The organism is Lonsdalea britannica (assembly GCF_003515985.1).
Taxonomy (GTDB): domain Bacteria; phylum Pseudomonadota; class Gammaproteobacteria; order Enterobacterales; family Enterobacteriaceae; genus Lonsdalea; species Lonsdalea britannica.
Window position 1 is genome coordinate 1,190,809 of sequence record NZ_CP023009.1, and the last position, 19,391, is coordinate 1,210,199.

General features: G+C 55.3%; 16 protein-coding genes. 7 read left to right on the forward strand and 9 right to left on the reverse strand.

The annotated features are described in order from the left end of the window. Positions 1–9: 9 nt before the first annotated feature. Positions 10–975: a glyoxylate/hydroxypyruvate reductase GhrB gene (ghrB, locus tag CKQ53_RS05600; RefSeq protein WP_085650698.1), complete on the reverse strand. Its 966-nt coding sequence runs from the start codon at positions 973–975 to the stop codon at positions 10–12. A 317-nt stretch (positions 976–1,292) separates the two neighbouring features. Here ghrB and CKQ53_RS05605 point away from each other — a divergent pair, with 317 nt between their 5' ends. Next, positions 1,293–2,036 carry a GntR family transcriptional regulator gene (locus CKQ53_RS05605; protein ID WP_094117910.1) on the forward strand — a complete coding sequence of 248 codons (744 nt, stop codon included), beginning with the start codon at positions 1,293–1,295 and terminating at the stop codon, positions 2,034–2,036. Positions 2,037–2,118: 82 nt separating this feature from the next. Here the strand turns inward: CKQ53_RS05605 and CKQ53_RS05610 are convergent, their stop codons facing one another. From CKQ53_RS05610 to CKQ53_RS05620, 3 genes are all read right to left on the reverse strand, one after another. Next, positions 2,119–3,132 carry an ADP-ribosylglycohydrolase family protein gene (locus CKQ53_RS05610; RefSeq protein WP_118895289.1) on the reverse strand — a complete coding sequence of 338 codons (1,014 nt, stop codon included), beginning with the start codon at positions 3,130–3,132 and terminating at the stop codon, positions 2,119–2,121. Positions 3,133–3,246: 114 nt separating this feature from the next. Further along, positions 3,247–4,524, reverse strand: a complete 1,278-nt coding sequence (locus tag CKQ53_RS05615; RefSeq protein WP_094117909.1) for a nucleoside permease — start codon at positions 4,522–4,524, stop codon at positions 3,247–3,249. A gap of 343 nt (positions 4,525–4,867) precedes the next feature. Beyond that, complete coding sequence (locus CKQ53_RS05620) at positions 4,868–5,428, reverse strand: DNA-3-methyladenine glycosylase I (RefSeq protein ID WP_118894759.1); 561 nt, start codon at positions 5,426–5,428, stop codon at positions 4,868–4,870. 500 nt (positions 5,429–5,928) lie between these two features. Between CKQ53_RS05620 and CKQ53_RS05625 the strand changes: the two genes are divergently transcribed. The 4 genes from CKQ53_RS05625 to CKQ53_RS05640 all read left to right on the forward strand — a co-directional run bounded on the left by CKQ53_RS05625 (position 5,929) and on the right by CKQ53_RS05640 (position 10,931). Then, positions 5,929–6,735, forward strand: a complete 807-nt coding sequence (locus CKQ53_RS05625) for a sulfite exporter TauE/SafE family protein (RefSeq protein ID WP_085650702.1) — start codon at positions 5,929–5,931, stop codon at positions 6,733–6,735. 265 nt (positions 6,736–7,000) lie between these two features. Beyond that, positions 7,001–7,915: a glycine--tRNA ligase subunit alpha gene (gene glyQ / locus CKQ53_RS05630; protein WP_094117908.1), complete on the forward strand. Its 915-nt coding sequence runs from the start codon at positions 7,001–7,003 to the stop codon at positions 7,913–7,915. Between the two features lie 6 nt (positions 7,916–7,921). Beyond that, entirely contained in the window at positions 7,922–9,991 is a 2,070-nt protein-coding gene (gene glyS, locus CKQ53_RS05635; RefSeq protein ID WP_094117907.1) for a glycine--tRNA ligase subunit beta, read from the forward strand. A 229-nt stretch (positions 9,992–10,220) separates the two neighbouring features. Then, complete coding sequence (locus CKQ53_RS05640) at positions 10,221–10,931, forward strand: DUF3053 domain-containing protein (RefSeq protein WP_094117906.1); 711 nt, start codon at positions 10,221–10,223, stop codon at positions 10,929–10,931. A 78-nt stretch (positions 10,932–11,009) separates the two neighbouring features. Here the strand turns inward: CKQ53_RS05640 and CKQ53_RS05645 are convergent, their stop codons facing one another. The 3 genes from CKQ53_RS05645 to fdhD all read right to left on the reverse strand — a co-directional run bounded on the left by CKQ53_RS05645 (position 11,010) and on the right by fdhD (position 14,848). Further along, positions 11,010–12,902 (reverse strand): methyl-accepting chemotaxis protein, encoded by a 1,893-nt coding sequence (locus CKQ53_RS05645; protein WP_085650706.1) that lies wholly within the window; start codon positions 12,900–12,902, stop codon positions 11,010–11,012. A gap of 280 nt (positions 12,903–13,182) precedes the next feature. Then, positions 13,183–13,809 (reverse strand): superoxide dismutase [Mn], encoded by a 627-nt coding sequence (gene sodA / locus CKQ53_RS05650; protein ID WP_085650707.1) that lies wholly within the window; start codon positions 13,807–13,809, stop codon positions 13,183–13,185. 211 nt (positions 13,810–14,020) lie between these two features. Then, positions 14,021–14,848, reverse strand: coding sequence for a formate dehydrogenase accessory sulfurtransferase FdhD (fdhD, locus tag CKQ53_RS05655; RefSeq protein WP_085650708.1), 828 nt, complete (start codon positions 14,846–14,848; stop codon positions 14,021–14,023). A 338-nt stretch (positions 14,849–15,186) separates the two neighbouring features. On the opposite strand from fdhD, the gene exaC reads away from it, so the two are divergent. Beyond that, complete coding sequence (gene exaC, locus CKQ53_RS05660) at positions 15,187–16,731, forward strand: acetaldehyde dehydrogenase ExaC (protein ID WP_085650709.1); 1,545 nt, start codon at positions 15,187–15,189, stop codon at positions 16,729–16,731. A gap of 147 nt (positions 16,732–16,878) precedes the next feature. Continuing rightward, positions 16,879–17,871: an acyltransferase gene (locus CKQ53_RS05665; protein WP_094117905.1), complete on the forward strand. Its 993-nt coding sequence runs from the start codon at positions 16,879–16,881 to the stop codon at positions 17,869–17,871. Here CKQ53_RS05665 and CKQ53_RS05670 read toward each other — a convergent pair. Together CKQ53_RS05670 and CKQ53_RS05675 are read right to left on the reverse strand one after the other, a co-directional pair. Beyond that, a complete protein-coding gene (locus CKQ53_RS05670) occupies positions 17,868–18,782 on the reverse strand; it encodes a GlxA family transcriptional regulator (protein ID WP_094117904.1) in 915 nt (304 codons plus the stop codon). The two genes, CKQ53_RS05665 and CKQ53_RS05670, sit on opposite strands and share 4 nt — an antisense overlap. Positions 18,783–18,789: 7 nt before the next feature. Continuing rightward, a complete protein-coding gene (locus CKQ53_RS05675; protein ID WP_094117903.1) occupies positions 18,790–19,341 on the reverse strand; it encodes an isochorismatase family protein in 552 nt (183 codons plus the stop codon). Between the last annotated feature and the right edge of the window lie 50 nt (positions 19,342–19,391).

Below are 19,391 nucleotides of genomic sequence, written 5' to 3' on the forward strand. Positions count from 1 at the left end.
ACGTTCAGATCATGATCGTGACGGGGGCGGGTTGACGCAATTTTCTTTCACGTCGCCGGTGAGTGCGGCGATCAAGTTATCCACCGCACAGGCGGCCATGGCATAACGGGTTTCGTGGGTGGCGGATCCGATGTGCGGCAGCGCCACCACGTTGGGCAGCGTCAACAGCGGTGAGTCCGCGGGCAGCGGTTCGGTTTCGAAGACGTCCAGGCCCGCGCCCAGCAGTGGACCATTACGTAGCGCATCAATCAGTGCGGCTTCATCGATGACGGGACCGCGACCGATGTTGATCAAAATGGCGCCGGGCTTCATTTTCGCCAATCTTTCGCGATTGAGCAGATGACGCGTTTGTGGGGTCAGCGGCAGCGTGATGCAGAGGAAATCCGATTCGGCCAACAGAGTGTCTAACTCGTCGTAGTGGGCGTTGAAGCGCTGTTCGGCTTCAGGATGACGGTGGCGGGCGTGATAGCGGACAGGCATGTTGAAACCGAAGTGGGCACGTTGCGCGACCGCCATACCGATGCGGCCCATGCCGAGTATGCCGATCGTTTTGTGATGAACATCAACGCCGTACCAGTCGCGGCCGATACTGCGCTGCCACTCTCCGGCTTTGACGCGTTCTGCGGATTCGAGCGCGCGGCGGGCTGTCATCAGCATTAGCGTTATCACCGTATCCGCCACGGTATCGGTCAATACGGTAGGCGTGTGCATCAGCAGCGCATTTTTTTGATTTAACGCGGCGACGTCGATATTGTCGTACCCGACAGAAACGGTCGAGACTGCGCGCAGGCGCGGCAGGTGGGAAAGAAACGCCTGATCGATTTGACCGCCGGCCCCGATCAGCCCTTCAGCTTTTGCCAGCGCAGGATCGTCGACCGGTGGGAGGCCTTGAAATTCGTTGACGGTGAAGTGAGATGACAGACGAGCGCGTAAGTCTTCGGGGATACGACCGTACAAAATAATTTCAGGTTTCATGAGTAAGCTCCGCTATGACGGGGGATCGTCGATAAGATTGGAGAAATAACCCGCAGAAGGGTGACTGAGTCTAAAGAATACTGCAAATTAGTGAATCAAATTAAAAGAAATAGTGTCATATCATCAATACTGCGCGAGTCATGGTTTTACAATAGATTGACCTTTTGCCCGTTTTTTGGACGTTACGTTTGTTAGGAGGTGGGAGAGAAGTAAGGAATATACAGCTGGCTGGATAGCCATGCTTTTGAGTTACAAGGGACTATTTAACAAGGAAAGCGTCGATGACGCTTTAGCCACCATGGATACAGGAGGAAGAAATGGACACATATTCAGCCCTGGTAGAGCGGTTGCAGCACCGTTTACAGCAGAGGGACCATACGCCCCTCTACGTCAAATTCAGCGATGCGTTGCAACAGGCTGTACAAAATGGCGATCTCCGCGAGGGAGACTTTCTACCCAGCGAACGAGAGTTTTGCCGTCTGCTGGGTATTTCCCGCATCACCGTACGCAACGCATTAAAATTATTGGAATCCCGTAATGTGGTTGTGCGTACGCGAGGATACGGTACCTACATCAACTTCCAGATGGAATATCAAATCGGCAGTGCCGCCAGCTTTAGCTGTCAAGTGACGGGAAAAGGCAAAAATCCCGGCACGATGTGGCTGGAGAAGAAGGTGGTGCCGTGTCGCGAAGAGGTGGCCGAACAGCTGGCGCTACCGCCGGATACGTCGGTTTATTGCTTGCTTCGCCATCGTTTTATCGAAGATGAACCCGTTTCAATCGTGACATCCTATGTCCCTGCCACGCTGATAGGCGATCCGGACGAGATTGGGGTGTCACTCTATGCCTATTTCAAAGCTCAGAATATTTCGCCGCAACATACACGTAACTGGGTGACGGCCAAAGCCTCTGATGAACACTTCATGTCTGTGATGAATATCAAGGCATCGGTGCCGATGCTGGTGCTCAAACAGCAGGTATGTGATGAGGAGGGGGTTCCTATCGAGTTTAGTATCAACCACTGTCGCGCCGACCGATACGTCTTCGTGTCGGAACGGTAAGTACGAACCTGACGATCTGAGTTATCGTCTCTAAGCGTCGATAGCGGGATCGGTGAGATGCCGTCCCGCTATCGAATGAGCGTTAAACGTCCTTTCTCTTTTCCCGCTGCAGTCGCAGCGCCAGTAATTGGCGAGCGTAGTGGCCAATATCGCAGCGATTGACGTCATCAAGCTGCTGACGCCATAGAGGATCAATCGCCTCCACCCCATGCAGCGCTCCGCAAATCGCGGTCGCCATTGCTCCTATCGTATCGGTATCGCCTCCCAGATTGGCACATAGCACGGCACAGCGATTGGGCTGCGTTCCCGCCAGTTCCACCATGGCGATGGCCGATGGGACGGAGTCCAGAATATCGCTGGTCGTTCCCAACAGCTGGTAAATGCGATCCATTGTACTTTCCGTACCGCCGGAGTGGCTGGCGATATCCAGCGCCAGTTCAATACGTGCTGACATGGACGCGTGATAGGTCGTCACTTGCCGTTCCTGGGCCGCTCTGGCGACGGCCGGGAGCTGGTCGCGCAGCCTTTCCCAACTGACGCCATCCACGGCCTGAGAGACCGCCCAGCCAATGACGGTGGCACCCGCGATAGCGACATCGGATTTATGCGTTGGGCTGGACGCGAGTTCGACGTCGGTAATGAAGCGATCGAGCGTGTGTACTGGCACCATGCATCCTAACGGGGAGATTCGCATGGCTGAGCCATTGGTGACGCCGTTGTTTTCCAGATCGCGGATAGCGGTCCCGTTTTTCAGCGCCGCCAATGCGATTTTGGAACTGGGGCCAAGCATGACTTTGCCATAGGCATCTACCCGGTCAGCCCAGGCCAGAATGTGAGCGGCGATGGTATCGGGCACCACGTCGCCCTGACATTCAATCAACGCATCCGCTAACGCCAGTGCCATGGCGGTGTCGTCGGTGTATTCACCGGCTTTAAAGTAGCGCGCGACGATATTGTCCTGCGGGCCGTCCAAAAAACGATCTATCCAGCCAAAGTGCGCCTTTACGCGCGTACGGGGCCAAAGTTCGGCAGGCATACCCATAGCATCGCCCAGCATCTGGCCGTAGAGCGCCCCTGCAATGCGATTCTCTTTTATTTGCGACATGATCATTCCTTTTGCTTCTCCCTGATCAAAACAGGATAGCGCCCTTTCGCAATGCGAAAAGACGCTATCTTCTGTGAATTCTCTCGATGTTAGCGTATGGCAAGGTTATGTCATGGTATTACCACATCCATTTTTACTTTGTTTGATCTCTATCGGTTTAACGCCTTGCGCCGGCTCTCTGAACAGGATGAGAAAGGCGATGAAAATGACGGCAATCATGACGCTTCCGAATCCCCAGATTCCAGCCCAGTGGAACGTCAGGCCCTGAACCGGTTCGGGGTAAGAAAACCATTTTTCCATCAGCTGTCCCCCAAGTCGGTAGCCGAGGAGACTGCCGATTCCCTGACATCCCAATGTAATCAGGCCTTGCGCCGCCGTGCGCATGTAGACCGGGGACTTTTTATCGACATAGATATAGGCGGTGACAAAGTAAAAGTCATAGCTGACGCCGTGAAGCAGGATGCCGATAAACAGCAGGGCGTAGGTGAACAGCTGTTCGGTGCCGCCGAAAATAAAAAGCAGGTAGCGAAGTAACGCGGTCGACAGACCAAGAATCAACACGTATTTGATGCCGAAACGCTTAATGAAGAAAGGCAGCGCCAGCATGAAAAAGATCTCTGAAAACTGTCCCAGCGTCATCCAGCCAGTGGCGTTCGACATACCGATTTCAGTGAGATAGCCGTTAGCGAAGATGTAATAAAACGATAGCGGCATACTGAACAAGAATGAGCAGATGAAGAAGACCAGAAAACTGCGATCTTTGAGCAATACGCGCGCATCCAAGCCTAACATCACGGAAAGGCTGAGTTTACCGTGTCCTTTCGGCGGGGTATGCGGCAGGCATAGGGCGAACACCCCGAGGAGGGCGGAGCTGGCGGCGGCAATCAGCAGCGGTGTTTGGGTTGCGGTGATATTACCGTAGCCCAGCAGCGAAGGGATAAATCCGCAGGCGATGCCCGCGGCAATCCACCCCAAGGTTCCCATTACGCGGATCTTCGGATAGTCACGCTCGACATCTGCAACGTTGGAAAACGCGATGCTGTTGGTTAATGCGATGGTCGGCATATAGGTCAGGCAGTAGGCCAGCAGCAGCGGGAAGAAGCTGTTGAAATGGGTTTGTTGCGCGGTGAAAAACATGAGGGCCGCCCCGACCAGCATCAGCAGCGCCAACACCTTTTGCGCCGGGAAAAAACGGTCGGTCAGCGATCCCACCACGATAGGCGAAATGATGGCTGCAATGGCGGTGCAGGAGTAGCACCAGGCAATTTGCGTGGGAGTAAATCCGTTATGATTGAGAAAAGGCCAGAGCGTGACGAACCAAGCTCCCCAGATGAACCATTCCATCATCATCATGAAGGCCAGTTTAGCCATGGTTTTATTCATACAATATTCCTTTATTGTCGTTAACGTAAAAAAACCAAACACAAGCTAGCACTATCGCAGTCCTAGTCTGTGTATCTTTCCGTTGTCGCGCTCATCGATGACGGTGATATCGCCGCAGGAAATGAGCAATATCACGCATCGTGACGGACAGCGGATAACATGCCGCGGCCAGCGCGATAAACAAATCGGTAGAATGCGAGGCAATCCTTTCCTACGCTCTTACTCTCTACATTATCACGACAGTATGACAGCAAAAGAGAGCGATTTCGCTGTTGCTGGACAGGCTCTCCCATCGTGTCGGGTGTTACCGCGGCTGCCTTGAACGTTGCCTGCGCTGTAGGTATTAACGCTTGTTCGGGTGGCAAATACAGTCAGTCGTGTGGTCGTTGACCAGCCCGACCGCCTGCATGAAGGCGTAACAAATCGTTGGGCCGATGAATTTAAAACCGCGCTTTTTCAGCGCTTTCGACAGGCTTTCCGAAGTGGCCGTCTGAGCCGGCACCTCGGCCAGCGTTACATAGGCGTGCGTGACGGGGCGGTGGTCGACAAATGACCAGATGAAGTCAGAAAAATTTTCGCCCTGGGCTTCCATATTTAAACGCGCCCGGGCATTGGCGATGATCGCCTCGATTTTGAGACGGTTGCGAATAATGCCGCGATCTTGCATCAGTTGGGCAATATCGTCTTCGGTCATGACCGAAATCTTGATTGGGTCGAACTGGTGAAAACAGTGCCGATAGTGTTCGCGCTTCTTCAACACGGTGATCCAGGATAGACCAGCCTGTTGGCCTTCCAGACAGAGCATCTCAAATAGCTTGTCGCTGTCAGTGCAGGGGTTACCCCATTCGTCATCGTGATAGGCCAAATATATTGGATCTGCCGTCACCCAACCGCAACGATTCATGGAAAGCTCCTCTGTTAATTTCCGCTCATTTTCGCCACAAGTTCATTTACCCCTGACTCTCATGATGGACTTCTGGCGTATTGCGCGGTGTGCGTAGTGAACTGCCGTATCATCACACGCTAAATACTGGATGGGCAACCATGCTTTTGTGGGGTTAGATCGCAAAATGTACAGAGAAACCGCGTTAAAGTTTATCCACGACGGACATCTGAACGAATTTTTGATGGCGGAATTTGATATTTAAGCGTAAATGAATAATGCGCATGCAAGGTATGCCGACAGGGCAGGCTGATTGTGTTAAAGGCCTCTGTGGGCTTTGGCGGCTGTTTACGTCAGGTTAAAACGTAATCGTGAACGCCTCCGTTCGCCGTTCGAAAGCGGCGGCGTAGCCAGCGGTAGCAAGAGGTCCTTTATTAGAACGGCAATCCGTCCAGGGCTACCGCATATCATTGAAAAACTAGAGTTATTAATTGGAAAACATTACATATCAGGGGTAGGGGATGGGGGTAGAGTGGGTTATTGCTTATCTTGCGCTTGGTGCCGTTGTTGGGTTTATGGCAGGGCTATTAGGTATTGGCGGCGGCGGCATTATGGTGCCGATACTGACCGCCATATTTGCCGCTCAAGGTGTTCAAACTGAGCATCTGGTCCATATGGCGTTGGGGACGTCGATGGCATCCATCGTGATTACTGCGGTTTCCAGTCTGCGTACGCATCATCAGCATCAGGCGGTGTTGTGGCCGGTCGTTTGGCGTATCACGCCGGGGATTCTGGTTGGAACATTCTGTGCCACCTGGCTGGCCGCGTTGTTGCCGACTCAGGCGCTGGCGATCTTCTTCGCGTGCTTTATGGCTTATATTGCGTTTCAGATGGTGATGAGCATCAAGCCGAAACCCAATCGTCAACTGCCGGGGACGGCAGGAACTTCGCTGGCCGGACTCGGCATTGGCGGTATTTCAGCGTTGGTGGCGATTGGCGGCGGTTCGCTGACGGTGCCGTTTCTGACCTGGTGCAACGTGCGTATTCAGCAGGCGATTGGCACGTCGGCGGCGGTCGGATTGCCGATCGCGTTGGCGGGAGCGTTGGGTTATATGGTCAATGGTTGGGGCGTCCCCGGATTGCCGCAGTACAGCCTGGGCTATGTGTCGCTGCCCGCAGTGCTGCTGATTTCGCTGGTGAGTTTTTTCACCGCGCCGGTCGGCGCGCGATTGGCGCATCGTCTGCCCGTCTCCACGCTAAGGAAGATCTTCGCAGCGCTGCTGCTGCTGCTGAGCCTGAAAATGCTGCAAACGGTGTTTTGGGGTTAACCCTCCGTTTCCCAGCCCATTTCGCTCTGATTGATGAGGGCAAAGGACGGCGGCGGATGCCGTAAGTCCTTCCCGCAGCCGCGATCGAATGTCATGGGTTTCAGCCCGGATAGCTGTCGCATTCGGGCTGGGAAACCGCGTCCCGCACAGCGTGGTAAATTCGTCCGGATACGAACTTGTTGCCGCATTCCGGCTGTATATCTTGCACTCAGAGGGTATACTGGCGCATTCATTGTAAATCCACTTGTATCGCGTGCGAATCCAAATGCAAAAGTTTGATACCAAGACCTTCCAGGGCCTCATCCTGACGTTACAGGATTATTGGGCGCGCCAAGGCTGTACCATTGTTCAACCGTTGGACATGGAAGTTGGCGCGGGAACCTCTCACCCCATGACCTGCCTGCGGGCGCTTGGCCCAGAGCCGATCGCTGCCGCCTATGTCCAGCCGTCACGTCGTCCTACCGATGGGCGCTACGGCGAAAACCCCAACCGTCTCCAGCACTATTATCAGTTCCAGGTGATCATCAAACCTTCGCCGGAAAACATTCAGGAGCTGTATCTCGGCTCGCTCAAGGCGCTGGGTCTGGATCCGACGATCCACGACATTCGCTTTGTCGAAGATAACTGGGAAAACCCGACGCTGGGCGCCTGGGGTCTGGGCTGGGAAGTGTGGCTGAACGGCATGGAAGTGACGCAGTTCACTTACTTCCAGCAGGTGGGCGGTATGGAATGCAAACCGGTCACGGGTGAGATTACCTACGGTCTGGAGCGTCTGGCGATGTATATCCAGGGCGTGGACAGCGTCTACGATCTGGTATGGAGCGACGGGCAGCTAGGCAAAACGACCTACGGCGACGTGTTCCATCAGAATGAAGTGGAGCAATCAACTTACAACTTCGAACACGCCGACGTCGACTTCCTCTTTACCTGCTTCGCGCAGTATGAAAAAGAGGCTCAGGAACTGCTGGCGCTGGAAAACCCGCTGCCGTTGCCTGCCTACGAACGTATTCTGAAAGCCGCCCACAGCTTCAACCTGTTGGACGCGCGCAAGGCGATTTCCGTTACCGAGCGTCAGCGTTACATCCTGCGCATTCGCACGCTGACCAAAGCGGTAGCCGAAGCCTACTACGCCTCCCGCGAGGCGCTGGGCTTCCCGATGTGTAATAGAAAAGAGAGCTAACAGGCCATGACTGATAAAACTTTTTTGGTGGAAATCGGCACGGAAGAGCTGCCGCCGAAGGCTCTCCGTCAGCTAGCGCAATCTTTTGCCGCCAATTTCAGCGCTGAACTGGATGCGGCAGGCCTGACCTATCAGGCCGTGAACTGGTTCGCGGCGCCGCGTCGTCTGGCGCTCAAAGTGACGGCGCTGAGCGCGTCTCAGCCGGATCGTGAAGTAGAAAAACGGGGCCCGGCCATTTCTCAGGCGTTTGACGCCAGCGGTCAGCCGACCAAGGCGGCTCAGGGTTGGGCGCGCGGTTGCGGTATTACCGTCGATCAGGCTGAGCGTCTGACCACCGACAAGGGCGAATGGTTGCTGTTCCGTGCGCAGGTCAAAGGCCAGTCGGCGCAAACGCTGCTGCCGGGCATGGTGAGCGTAGCACTCAGCAAACTGCCGATCCCGAAGCTGATGCGTTGGGGCGACTCAGATGTGCAGTTCGTTCGCCCGGTTCACACGGTGACCATGCTGCTGGGCGACACGTTGATCCCAGGCACGGTGCTGGGCATCGACTCCGCTCGCACGCTGCGCGGCCATCGCTTCATGGGCGAAGCCGAATTCACCATCGACAATGCCGATCAATATCCTGAAATTCTGCTCGAACGCGGCAAAGTGGTCGCAGACTACGAAGCGCGTAAAGCGATGATCAAACGCGATGCTGAACAGGCTGCGCAGAAGATTGGCGGAAAAGCCGACCTGAGCGAAAGCCTGCTGGAAGAAGTGGCGTCCCTAGTTGAATGGCCGGTGGTGCTGACTGCGACGTTTGAAGAAAAATTCCTGGCCGTGCCTGCGGAAGCGCTGGTGTATACCATGAAGGGCGATCAGAAATATTTCCCGGTTTACGACGACGTAGGCAAGCTGTTGCCGCACTTTATTTTCGTCGCCAATATCGAATCGAAAGATCCGCAGCAGATTATTGCGGGTAACGAAAAAGTGGTGCGTCCGCGTCTGGCGGATGCCGAATTCTTCTTCAATACCGACCGTAAAAAACGTCTTGAAGATCATCTGCCGCGTCTGGAAACCGTTTTGTTCCAGCAGCAGCTGGGTTCTCTGCGCGATAAAACCGACCGCATTCAGGCACTGGCCGGTTGGGTTGCCGCGCAGATTGGCGCAGACGTCAATCATGCTACGCGTGCGGGCCTGCTGTCCAAATGCGACCTGATGACCAACATGGTATTCGAATTCACCGATACGCAGGGCGTCATGGGTATGCACTATGCGCGTCATGACGGTGAAGATGAAGATGTCGCGGTCGCGTTGAACGAACAGTATCAGCCACGTTTTGCGGGCGACGATCTGCCTTCATCGCCGGTCGCCTGTGCGCTGGCCATCGCCGACAAAATGGATACGCTGGCCGGGATTTTCGGTATCGGCCAACATCCCAAGGGCGATAAAGACCCCTTTGCGCTGCGCCGCGCCGCGCTGGGTGCTCTGCGCATCATCGTGGAAAAACAGCTGCCGTTGGATCTGCAAACGCTGACGGAAGAAGCCGTACGTCTGTATGGCGACAAGCTGACGAACGCCAATGTGGTCGACGATGTGATCGAATTCATGTTGGGCCGCTTCCGCGCCTGGTATCAGGAAGAAGGCCATACCGTGGATACCATTCAAGCGGTGCTGGCGCGTCGTCCGACCCGTCCGGCCGACTTTGATGCCCGCGTGAAGGCCGTCAGTCACTTCCGTACGCTGGAACAGGCGGTTGCGTTGGCGGCTGCCAACAAACGCGTATCCAACATTCTGGCGAAGTCGACCGAAAGTCTGAACGGCAGCGTGCAGGCCTCGCTGCTGAAGGAGAAAGAAGAAATTCAGCTGGCGACTTATGTCACCGCGTTGAACAGCAAGCTGGACCCGTGGTTCGCCGAAGGGCGTTATCAGGAAGCGCTGGTTGAGCTGGCGCAGCTGCGTGAGCCGGTGGATAACTTCTTCGACAAAGTGATGGTGAACGCGGAAGAGCAGGAAGTGCGGATCAACCGTCTGACGCTGCTCAATGAACTGCGTAATCTGTTCCTGAAAGTGGCTGATATTTCGGTGTTGCAGTAAAGATTCACGCTCGCTGAATTACGACAGGGCCTTAACGGCCCTGTTTTTTTAGGTGGGTGCTGTGTGGGTGGTGACATGGCTGCGTTGCGGTTTCTCACCGCAGCCTCTACGGGGAGAACAGCGAGATTATGCGCGCTGTTTTTCATCTTGCGGGAAAGCCGTTCGGCTATGCTTATCGGGGTAACCTTCTATACGCACGACGGCGAAACAAAAAACAGGAGTAGTAGACATGTTGGCGGATATCCGTTCGCGCTGGCTGATGCCGGTGATTATGGTTTTGATGACGCTGCAACTGGCGGCCTGTGGTGATAAAGACAAAGAGCAGCGCCAGGCGTTTAACGCATTTTTGCAGGGAGTGGAACAGGAGCCGGGGCGTCAGCTACCGGGTTTGACGGATCAGCAAAAGCAGAGTTTCGGTCGTTATGCGCAGGATTACGCGATTCTGACGGGCTTTAGTCAGCAGCTGGATCAGGCGCTGGCGGGCAGTTTGACGCCGATGCTGGAGCAGGTCGCGCGTATTCGCGTACCGCAGGATTATCTGACCGAGCGGGAAAATCTGCGTCAAAGCACCGGCGCTCTGAATTTACTTAGTCAGCAGACTCAAACTGCGAAAGTGCAGGCGGACAACGCCCGACACGCGCTGAAACAGCCGGAAGATGTTCAGGCGGTTTATAACCGGGTCTATGAGCGAGTGGTGACGAAACCCGCGACGGCCGTCGCGGCGGTGGTGCCGGTCAGTCTCTCCTTTGCGCAGACGCTGGTGCAAGTCGGTGACTATCTGCAGACGCAAGGCGCTCAGGTGACGTTCAACGGCAATGGCGTGCAGTTCCAGACGCAGGCGCAGGTCGATCAGTACAACGGTATGATGACGCAGCTTTCTTCGCAGCAGCAGAATCTGGCGACGATCCTGAAGGCGCAGCCGCTGATTGCCGTGCGTTAAAGGGGAATGACGGGCTGAGAGGCGTCTCTCAGCCCGTCAAAGAGACATGCGCTTCCGGCGTAGCCGGAGAGCGTGATGTTACGGGTTGTAAGTCAGCTGTTGTGCGTGAGCGCCGGTAAGCGCCTGCTGCCCGTTGTTCTCCCGCTCCGGTGAACTGGACAGGCGGAAGACGGCAATCGCGTTGGACAGCACAATGGCCTGTTCTTCCAGCGAGCTGGCGGCGGCGGTGGACTCCTGGACTAACGCGGCGTTCTGTTGCGTGGTGCTGTCCATGTCCACGATGGCTTCATTAACCTGTGCAATCCCACGGCTTTGCTCATCCGAAGCCACTGTGATTTCTCCCATGATGTCATGGACGTGCGTTACCGATGTCACGATATCGTGCATCGTTGTCCCTGCATCGTTCACCAGTCTCGCCCCGTGGCCGACCTGATTCACGGAGGTGGAGATCAGCCCTTCAATCTCTTTCGCCGCCTGAGAGCTGCGCTGCGCCAAATTACGAACTTCACCCGCCACCACGGCGAATCCTCGACCCTGTTCACCGGCGCGAGCGGCTTCGACCGCGGCGTTGAGCGCCAGAATGTTGGTCTGGAAAGCAATGCCGTTGATGACGGAGGTGATTTCCGCAATGCGTTTTGAGCTGCCTTCGATTTCAGACATGGTTTTGACCACCTCTTCCACCAGTTTTCCGCCAGACTGTGCGGTCTGGGTGGCATCCAGCACCAGTTTATTGGCGTGATGGGCGTTGCTGGCGTTCTGTTTCACGGTCGAAGTCAGCTGTTCCATGCTGGCGGCGGTTTCTTCCACAGCGGCGGCTTGAGACTCTGTGCGGGAAGACAGATCGTCATTGCCTGCCACGATTTCGCGGGCGGCGGTGTTGATCTGGCTGACGCCCAAACGGATATCGTCAATGATGTTGTGCAGATTGGCTTTCATTTTCGCCATGGAGTTCAACAGCATCCCCAGCTCGTCGCGTCGGGTAGTAACAATCGGCATGGTCAGGTCGCCGGCCGCGATGTTTTCCGCGATATCGACAGTCTGGTTCAGAGGCTGAGTGATTTGACGAGAGATATACAGGGCGATGCCGATGCCGAGCAGCAATGTGACCAGCGCCGTCAGAGACAGCCACAGCGTGGCTTCGTTGATATCTTTCTGGGTCGCGTGAGTCTCGTTTTCGACCATGCCGGTAACCTGTGAAATCAGGTTATTGGCCTGTACGCCGAGCAAATCGACCTGTTTCAGCTCTTCCTGATAAGCCGGAAGGTAGGCCAGGACCTGAGCTTTATAGCTCGACAGCGATGTGACGATTGGCGTGAGCTGTGATTGACGTTCCGCGGGCAGCGACTTGAGCAGCTGGTTTAGCGTTTGTTCGGTGTCTTCCACTGCGGCGATGAGGGGTTTTTCTGCTTCCTGATTCAGGGCTAGCAGCAGGCCGCGAGCTTGGTAGCGAATATTGGTGAGTTTTAGATCGAGATTGGCTAATTGAAGTTGTAGCGGAAAATTACCTTCACTTCTAGTCTGTTGCTCAAATGCATTTAATGCGGTTTGCGTGTCAGAAATATTCCAGCTTTGTCTTACCTGGTCCTTTTTATTTACAGCATCAACATAATCTTTTTGTTTTTTCTGATATTCAACGATGGCCTCAGATATTTTTTCCAGACGGTCTTCGTAATCTAAATACCAGGACTTATTTTTTGCTTCGCTGACTAAATTGACAATATTGTTAATATGTTTGCTATTGTTTTTAATGGCATCGGGGTTGTACCCCGCGCTGTACAGAACACGATAATAGCGGGCTTGGTTGACTTCATCATTGATTTGGGCGCTAAAAGTCGCTTTATCGAAGCGATCTTTCAGCGTTCCGATGTACATCATTCCCACAGCCGCTATAAGCAGGGTCAGCGCTAAAATCAGAGAGAAGCCTAATCCTAACTTCCTACCTACCTTGATATTTTCAAATTTAATCGCCATTTTACTCTTCCATTATTAATGAACTCTGTCATTAAGGGAGATCCCTAATGTGTTGATTTGCTATTTGTTTTAGCCAGAAGAATATCTCCCCCGACCTGTGCAGGATGGCGGAAAATAATCAAAGAGGGCTCAAGAAAATTATCGGCATGGTAAAGAAAAGCTTTACTATTTACTTCGGTATTATGAGATGAAATGCGGAAATAAAAACCCGGAATATTTAAGGTTATTCCGGGTTGGGGATGAGCCTGCGTTTAGTGGCGCAGATTCAAGATCTTACAGCTTATTTTTTGGCTTCGGCGAAGCGTTTTGCGGCTTCGTCCCAGTTGACGACACTCCAGAACGCTTTGATGTAGTCCGGGCGACGGTTCTGGAATTTCAAGTAGTAGGCATGTTCCCACACGTCCAGAGCGACGATCGGGTAGCCGGATGCGCCGGAGATCGCTTCGCCCATCAGCGGGCTATCCTGGTTAGCCGTAGAAACGACCGCCAGTTTGCCATCGTCTTTCAGCACCAGCCAAGCCCAGCCGGAACCGAAACGGGTTGCCGCTGCTTTCTCAAACGTTTCTTTGAAGGCGTCAACGCTGCCGAAATCGCGTTCGATGGCGGCTTTCAGATCGCCAGTCAGCGTTGTGTCCAGCTTCAGACCTTTCCAGAACAGGCTGTGGTTGGCGTGGCCGCCCACGTTGTTGCGCAGCGCGGTTTTCTTATCAGCTGGCACCTGATCCAGTTTGGTGATCAGCTCTTCCGGAGAAAGCTTCGCGAATTCAGGCAGAGACTCTAATGCAGCGTTGCTGTTGTTGACGTAAGTCTGGTGATGTTTGCTGTGATGGATTTCCATCGTTTGCTTGTCGAAATGCGGTTCCAGTGCGTCATAGGCATAGGGCAGGGATGGCAGTGTGTAACTCATATTTTGCATCTCCATAGTTGGCGTGCATTGGTATAGATGTCGCGGCACTTGGTTTGTTAGTCCCGCGTAAGCATGAGGTTCATTATAGTTAATTAAATGATATTGAAAATGGTTATTCTTGCCTTTCTGCCGCTGCGCGGCAATTTTAATCCTTTTTCTACAGTCACTTATAAGTGAGTGGTTGGGGCTAACAACCAATTGATCTAAGCGACTAGTCGCGCAACCGCTGGGGATGGGTGTAGATCGTCGCACGTCCCGGACGGCAAAAACCCACTAATGTCAGCTGGCTGCGTTGTGCGACGTCAACGGCCAGTGCGGTGGCGGCGGAGACGGCAAAGAGAATTTCTACTCCGCAAAGGGCGGATTTTTGCACCATCTCATAGCTGGCGCGGCTGGACACCAATGCGGCGCCCTGCTGCCAGGGCTGACGAGCGCGTAGGCCCAGCAGCTTATCCAGCGCGACGTGTCGGCCTACATCCTCGCACCCTCCTAACAGCAATCCTTCCGGCGAAATCCAGGCGGCGGCATGGGTACAGCCGGTGCGTTGGCCGACGACCTGAACATCGCTCAATTGTCCCAACGCGGACTCAAGCCGCGACAGTGAAAACGTCTGGGTAAACGGAAGCGGCGCTATCGGCTTGCCGATCTCCTCCAGCTGTTCGACGCCGCACACGCCGCAGCCGGTGCGGCCTTCCATTGCCCGGCGTCTGGCTTTTAGCCCGGCGAAGCGACGACTGGAAAGCTCAATCTGCACTTCAAGACCGTGACAGGTAGGGACGACGTCGATGCCGTAGATGTCATTAGGCGACTGGATAATGCCTTCCGACAGTGAAAAACCCAGCGCGAAGGCATCCAAATCTTTGGGGGAGGCCATCATCACTACGTGGGATATGCCGTTGTAGACCAAGGCGACCGGCACTTCTTCCGCCAGCCAGTCGCGACGAGGTTCGGCCAATGCAGACTGATGCCAGATCGTGTGTTGACTGGCTCCGATCAAAGGCGCTTGCGTCTCTTCGCGCTGAGAATGGTTGTTTTTCACCCGTACTTCCTGCGGTCGTGATGTGAAGTCGTGGCATCAGTATTTCACCGCGCCCGGCGGGACGCGAATGTTATCTCTTCCGGGGGAGGGTGAATACGCGGGGCGGCTTCAGACGCACCGTTTCGCATTAGGTTCCATTCGTTGCCTAAAAATGAGCGCTGAATCGAATTCCCGTCTTTTTCAGACCGCCTGCGTCTATCACAACTGATTAACATCCTCTAGGATGAGTCCAACGATTTTCTGTTTAGGTAAGCACACCGTTCTGTATCAGGTGGCCGGGCGGCGGCACTGCGAATACCACGCCCAGTCCGCAGCATCAGCGTACAAAGGAGACAGAAATGACCTACGACACTTCCTCTAGCTCAAGCCGTATTTCTCCCGGAGCCTATGGCTTCGATGTCAGCCTGAAAAAACGTTACGAAAACTTTATCGGCGGCGCCTGGGTGCCTCCCTCCAGCGGCGAATATTATGTCAACCTGACGCCCGTTACCGGGAAACCGCTGTGTGAAGTCGCCAGTTCGAACACCCACGACGTGGATTTGGCGCTGGATGCCGCGCACGAAGCCAAAGCGGGCTGGGCCGCGCTGTCGGCGGCCGAACGCGCGCAGATCCTCAACCGCATTGCCGATCGTATGGAACAGAATATCGATCTGCTGGCGAACGCCGAAACCTGGGACAACGGCAAACCGATCCGTGAAACCCGCAATGCCGACGTCCCGCTCGGGATCGATCACTTCCGCTACTTTGCTGCCTGTATCCGGGCGCAGGAAGGCGCGATCAGCGAGATCGATCACGACACCGTGGCCTACCATTTCCATGAACCGCTCGGCGTCGTCGGGCAGATTATCCCCTGGAACTTTCCGCTGCTGATGGCGTGCTGGAAAATGGCGCCCGCGCTGGCGGCGGGCAACTGTATCGTACTGAAGCCCGCGAAGCTGACTCCGCTCTCCGTCCTGCTGCTGATGGAAATGATTCAGGATCTGCTGCCGCCGGGCGTGATCAACGTGGTGAACGGCGCGGGCGGACAGATCGGCGAATATCTGGCGACGTCGCCGCGGATCGCCAAGGTCGCGTTTACCGGCTCGACCGAAGTGGGCCAGCAGATCATGGGCTACGCCGCGAAGAACGTCATTCCGGTGACGCTGGAACTGGGCGGGAAATCCCCCAACATCTTCTTCGCCGACGTCATGGACAAAGAAGACAGCTTCTTCGATAAAGTGCTGGAAGGGTTCTCCCTGTTTGCCTTCAATCAGGGCGAAGTCTGTACCTGCCCGAGCCGGGCGCTGGTGCAGGAGTCGATCTACGAGCGCTTTATGGAGCGCGCCATCAAGCGGGTGGAATCTATTCGCGTCGGCAATCCGCTGGACGCTAATACCATGATGGGGGCGCAGGTATCGTCTGGACAACTGGATACCATCCTCAACTACATCGATATCGGTAAGAAAGAGGGGGCGCAGGTGCTGACCGGCGGACATCGCAAGGCGCTGAACGGCGATCTGACGGAGGGCTACTATCTGGAGCCGACGGTTTTGCAGGGCAAAAACAACATGCGGGTCTTCCAGGAGGAGATCTTCGGGCCTGTACTGGCGGTGACGACGTTCAAAACGCTGGATGATGCGTTGGAAATCGCCAACGACTCGCCTTATGGTCTGGGGGCGGGCGTATGGAGTCGTAATGCGAACATTACCTACCGCATGGGGCGCGGCATTCAGGCCGGGCGCGTGTGGACTAACTGCTACCACGCCTATCCGGCGCATGCCGCGTTTGGCGGTTACAAACAGTCCGGCATCGGGCGGGAAAACCACAAGATGATGCTGGAACATTACCAGCAGACCAAATGCCTGCTGGTCAGCTACTCCGACAAACCGATGGGGCTGTTCTAGACATCGCAGAGTCAGGCGTTTAACGAACAGGGCTGCCTCGGCGGCCCTGATGCTGATATGCCAACATTTTGGTCAGCAATCGCATTGAGTTGCCGCGGGGCTCCCTATAATCTGTTTATTATTGAATAAAAATAGGGCGAGGCGCGGATGACCGACAGGATCGGCTGGGTGGATAACCTGCGGGCGATAGCGTGTTTGATGGTGGTGATGGTCCACAGCGCCGCAGGGTATGTCACCGACGACGGTGCGCCGGGTCATGTCTATTGGGACGTCGCTAATCTGCTGGATTCCGCCTCTCGCGTCTGTGTGCCGCTGTTTTTCATGATTTCGGGCTACCTGTTCTTCGGCGAGCGGCAGGCTCAGGGTAAACACTATCTACGCATCGGTTGCTGCCTCCTGTTCTACAGCCTGATGGCGCTGTGTTATATGGCGTGGCTCACCCCCATCAATCCGTGGCTGGCGCTGCGAGACAGCCTGCAAAAACCTGTGTTCTATCACCTGTGGTTTTTCTACGCCATCACCGTCATTTATCTGTTTTCTCCGTTGATTAAAGTGCGTCAGGCGTCAGCTTATACGCTGGCGGCGGCGATTGTATTATTGGCGGTGATCGCCAACCCTAATATGCCCGCCGTGATGGACGGTCAGCATCAGATGTTGCCGGTGAACCTGTATATGTTTGGCGACACCATCTATTACCTGCTGTACGCCATCACCGGCAGGATGATCGGAATGATGACGATCCCTCGCTGGGCGGCGCGCTCGGCGCTGGGTGTTTTCGCTCTAGGGGTGATGCTGGTGACGCTCGGGACTCGCCATGTGACGCTCGTCAACGGCGACTTTGATCAGACTTACTATCTTTACTGCGGGCCGCTGGTGTTCCTGGCTGCCTCCGCTCTGTTGGTCGGTGGAAAATACTACCTCAACGCGGCGCCTTTGCCGGGGCTGGCGCTAATAGCACGTCATTCTCTGGCGATTTACGGCGTTCACGCGCTGGTGATCCACTATTTGCGCACGCATCAACTGACGCTCGAAGGCTCTCCGGTGGCGGATATTTTTTACGTCTTTGCGATGGCGCTGGCCGTCGGCCTGCTGTTTTCACTGATGCTACAGCGTTTGGACCATCGTCGTCTGGTGAGCTAGGGCTGACGCGACTGAGCCCGGCGCAGCTGACGCGCCGAGGAGAAGCCGGCCAGCAACGCCGCTTTCTCCACGCCGATGCCCTGCCTGATCCGCTGTTCCGCCACGGTAAGCCGCAGCTGTTCGTGATACTCGCGCACGGTAATCCCGACATGCTCCCGAAACAGGCGCGTCAGGTGGCGACCGCTCACATGTACGCGGTCCGCCAGCTGGTCCAGCGGCCACGAGGATTCTGGCGCCGCGGCCAGCAAATCCTGCGCACGGTGGATCACCGGATGGAGGTGATTACGGTGCTGTAGCCAGGGCGATAGCTGGTCGTCGTTGCCTGCGCGGCGGAAGTACACCACCATCTCCCGGGCCACCTGCAAAGCGTGCAAGTTGCTCCGGAACCGGGCGACCAGATGCAGCGCCAGATCAATACCGGCGGTGATCCCCGCGCTGGTGTAGACGTTGCGGTCCTCCACGAAAATGCGATTTTCTCTGATTAACGCCGCCGGAGCCTGTTCGGAGAGACGGTCGAGGATATCGTGATGCGTGGTGCACTGGTAACCGTCCAGCAGCGTCGCCTGCGCGGCGAGCAGCGAGCCAGAGCAGATGCAGACCAGCGTCAGAGTTTGGTGCTCGAGTTCAGACCGCCGCTCGCGCAGCCAGTCACGGGCAATCTGGGCCAGCGGCGTGGCGAAATAATGTTCGGACGGGGTGACGCCGGGGACAATTAAAATGCTGTCCGGCAGCATCGGGGTCGGCAGCGGTTCCAACTGGTTAAGCGTCAGTCCAATAGAACAGCGCAGACTCTCCACCGGACTGATGTAATGCAGGTCAAAGTCGCCGGCCAGGCGTAACGCTTCTGCCGGTCCGGCGATGTCGAGCGACAGTACGCCGGGCAACATTAAAAAATAGACCTGACGTGCCATGCCGTGTTTACTCCGTCGGGGTCAACGTCGCCAGACATGCCTCGACGCTGCTTAGGGTCGCGAACCGGTTAACCAAGACGGTTTCGGTATGATGTTTCAGCTCGCTGGCGCTCAGCGTTTTGCCGTCATGCGTCATCGGGAAGGTCAGCGTTGCTTCAGTCACGAACGTTACCTGATAGCCCAGATCGGACGCAACCCGCGCGGTGGTTTCGCAGCACTGTTCGGTGCGCATGCCGCAGATGATCAGATGGTGAATATTTTCCTGCTGCAACCATTCATGCAGTCCTGAGTCAGTCAAGGCGTTGTGAACGTGTTTGTAGACTTGTTTATCCGGCTGATGATGGAGAAAACGTTGCCGTGTGACGAAGCCTGACTCCCGCGAGAAAGGCCCCTCTTTCGCGACGTGAAACACATCCACCAACGCGACGTTTTGCCGTTTACAGCCATCGATCAGGCGCAGCAGGGCTGCCTGAAATGCTGGGAGATCGTCGTCCTGCCAGAAAGGGCGATGTAAGAAAGAATCTTGAACATCAATAACTAACAGTGCAGTTCGCGACATGGTTTATCTCCTTGCTCATGATGTTGTCTATCATGCGCCCAGCGTTAAAA

Bases quoted from the DNA above. Each gene is read 5' to 3' on its own strand.
- ghrB (WP_085650698.1), bottom strand. From the start codon at position 975: ATGAAACCTGAAATTATTTTGTACGGTCGTATCCCCGAAGACTTACGC.
- CKQ53_RS05605 (WP_094117910.1), top strand. From the start codon at position 1,293: ATGGACACATATTCAGCCCTGGTAGAGCGGTTGCAGCACCGTTTACAG.
- CKQ53_RS05615 (WP_094117909.1), bottom strand. From the start codon at position 4,524: ATGAATAAAACCATGGCTAAACTGGCCTTCATGATGATGATGGAATGG.
- CKQ53_RS05620 (WP_118894759.1), bottom strand. From the start codon at position 5,428: ATGAATCGTTGCGGTTGGGTGACGGCAGATCCAATATATTTGGCCTAT.
- CKQ53_RS05625 (WP_085650702.1), top strand. From the start codon at position 5,929: ATGGGGGTAGAGTGGGTTATTGCTTATCTTGCGCTTGGTGCCGTTGTT.
- glyQ (WP_094117908.1), top strand. From the start codon at position 7,001: ATGCAAAAGTTTGATACCAAGACCTTCCAGGGCCTCATCCTGACGTTA.
- glyS (WP_094117907.1), top strand. From the start codon at position 7,922: ATGACTGATAAAACTTTTTTGGTGGAAATCGGCACGGAAGAGCTGCCG.
- CKQ53_RS05640 (WP_094117906.1), top strand. From the start codon at position 10,221: ATGTTGGCGGATATCCGTTCGCGCTGGCTGATGCCGGTGATTATGGTT.
- CKQ53_RS05645 (WP_085650706.1), bottom strand. From the start codon at position 12,902: ATGGCGATTAAATTTGAAAATATCAAGGTAGGTAGGAAGTTAGGATTA.
- sodA (WP_085650707.1), bottom strand. From the start codon at position 13,809: ATGAGTTACACACTGCCATCCCTGCCCTATGCCTATGACGCACTGGAA.
- exaC (WP_085650709.1), top strand. From the start codon at position 15,187: ATGACCTACGACACTTCCTCTAGCTCAAGCCGTATTTCTCCCGGAGCC.
- CKQ53_RS05665 (WP_094117905.1), top strand. From the start codon at position 16,879: ATGACCGACAGGATCGGCTGGGTGGATAACCTGCGGGCGATAGCGTGT.
- CKQ53_RS05670 (WP_094117904.1), bottom strand. From the start codon at position 18,782: ATGGCACGTCAGGTCTATTTTTTAATGTTGCCCGGCGTACTGTCGCTC.
- CKQ53_RS05675 (WP_094117903.1), bottom strand. From the start codon at position 19,341: ATGTCGCGAACTGCACTGTTAGTTATTGATGTTCAAGATTCTTTCTTA.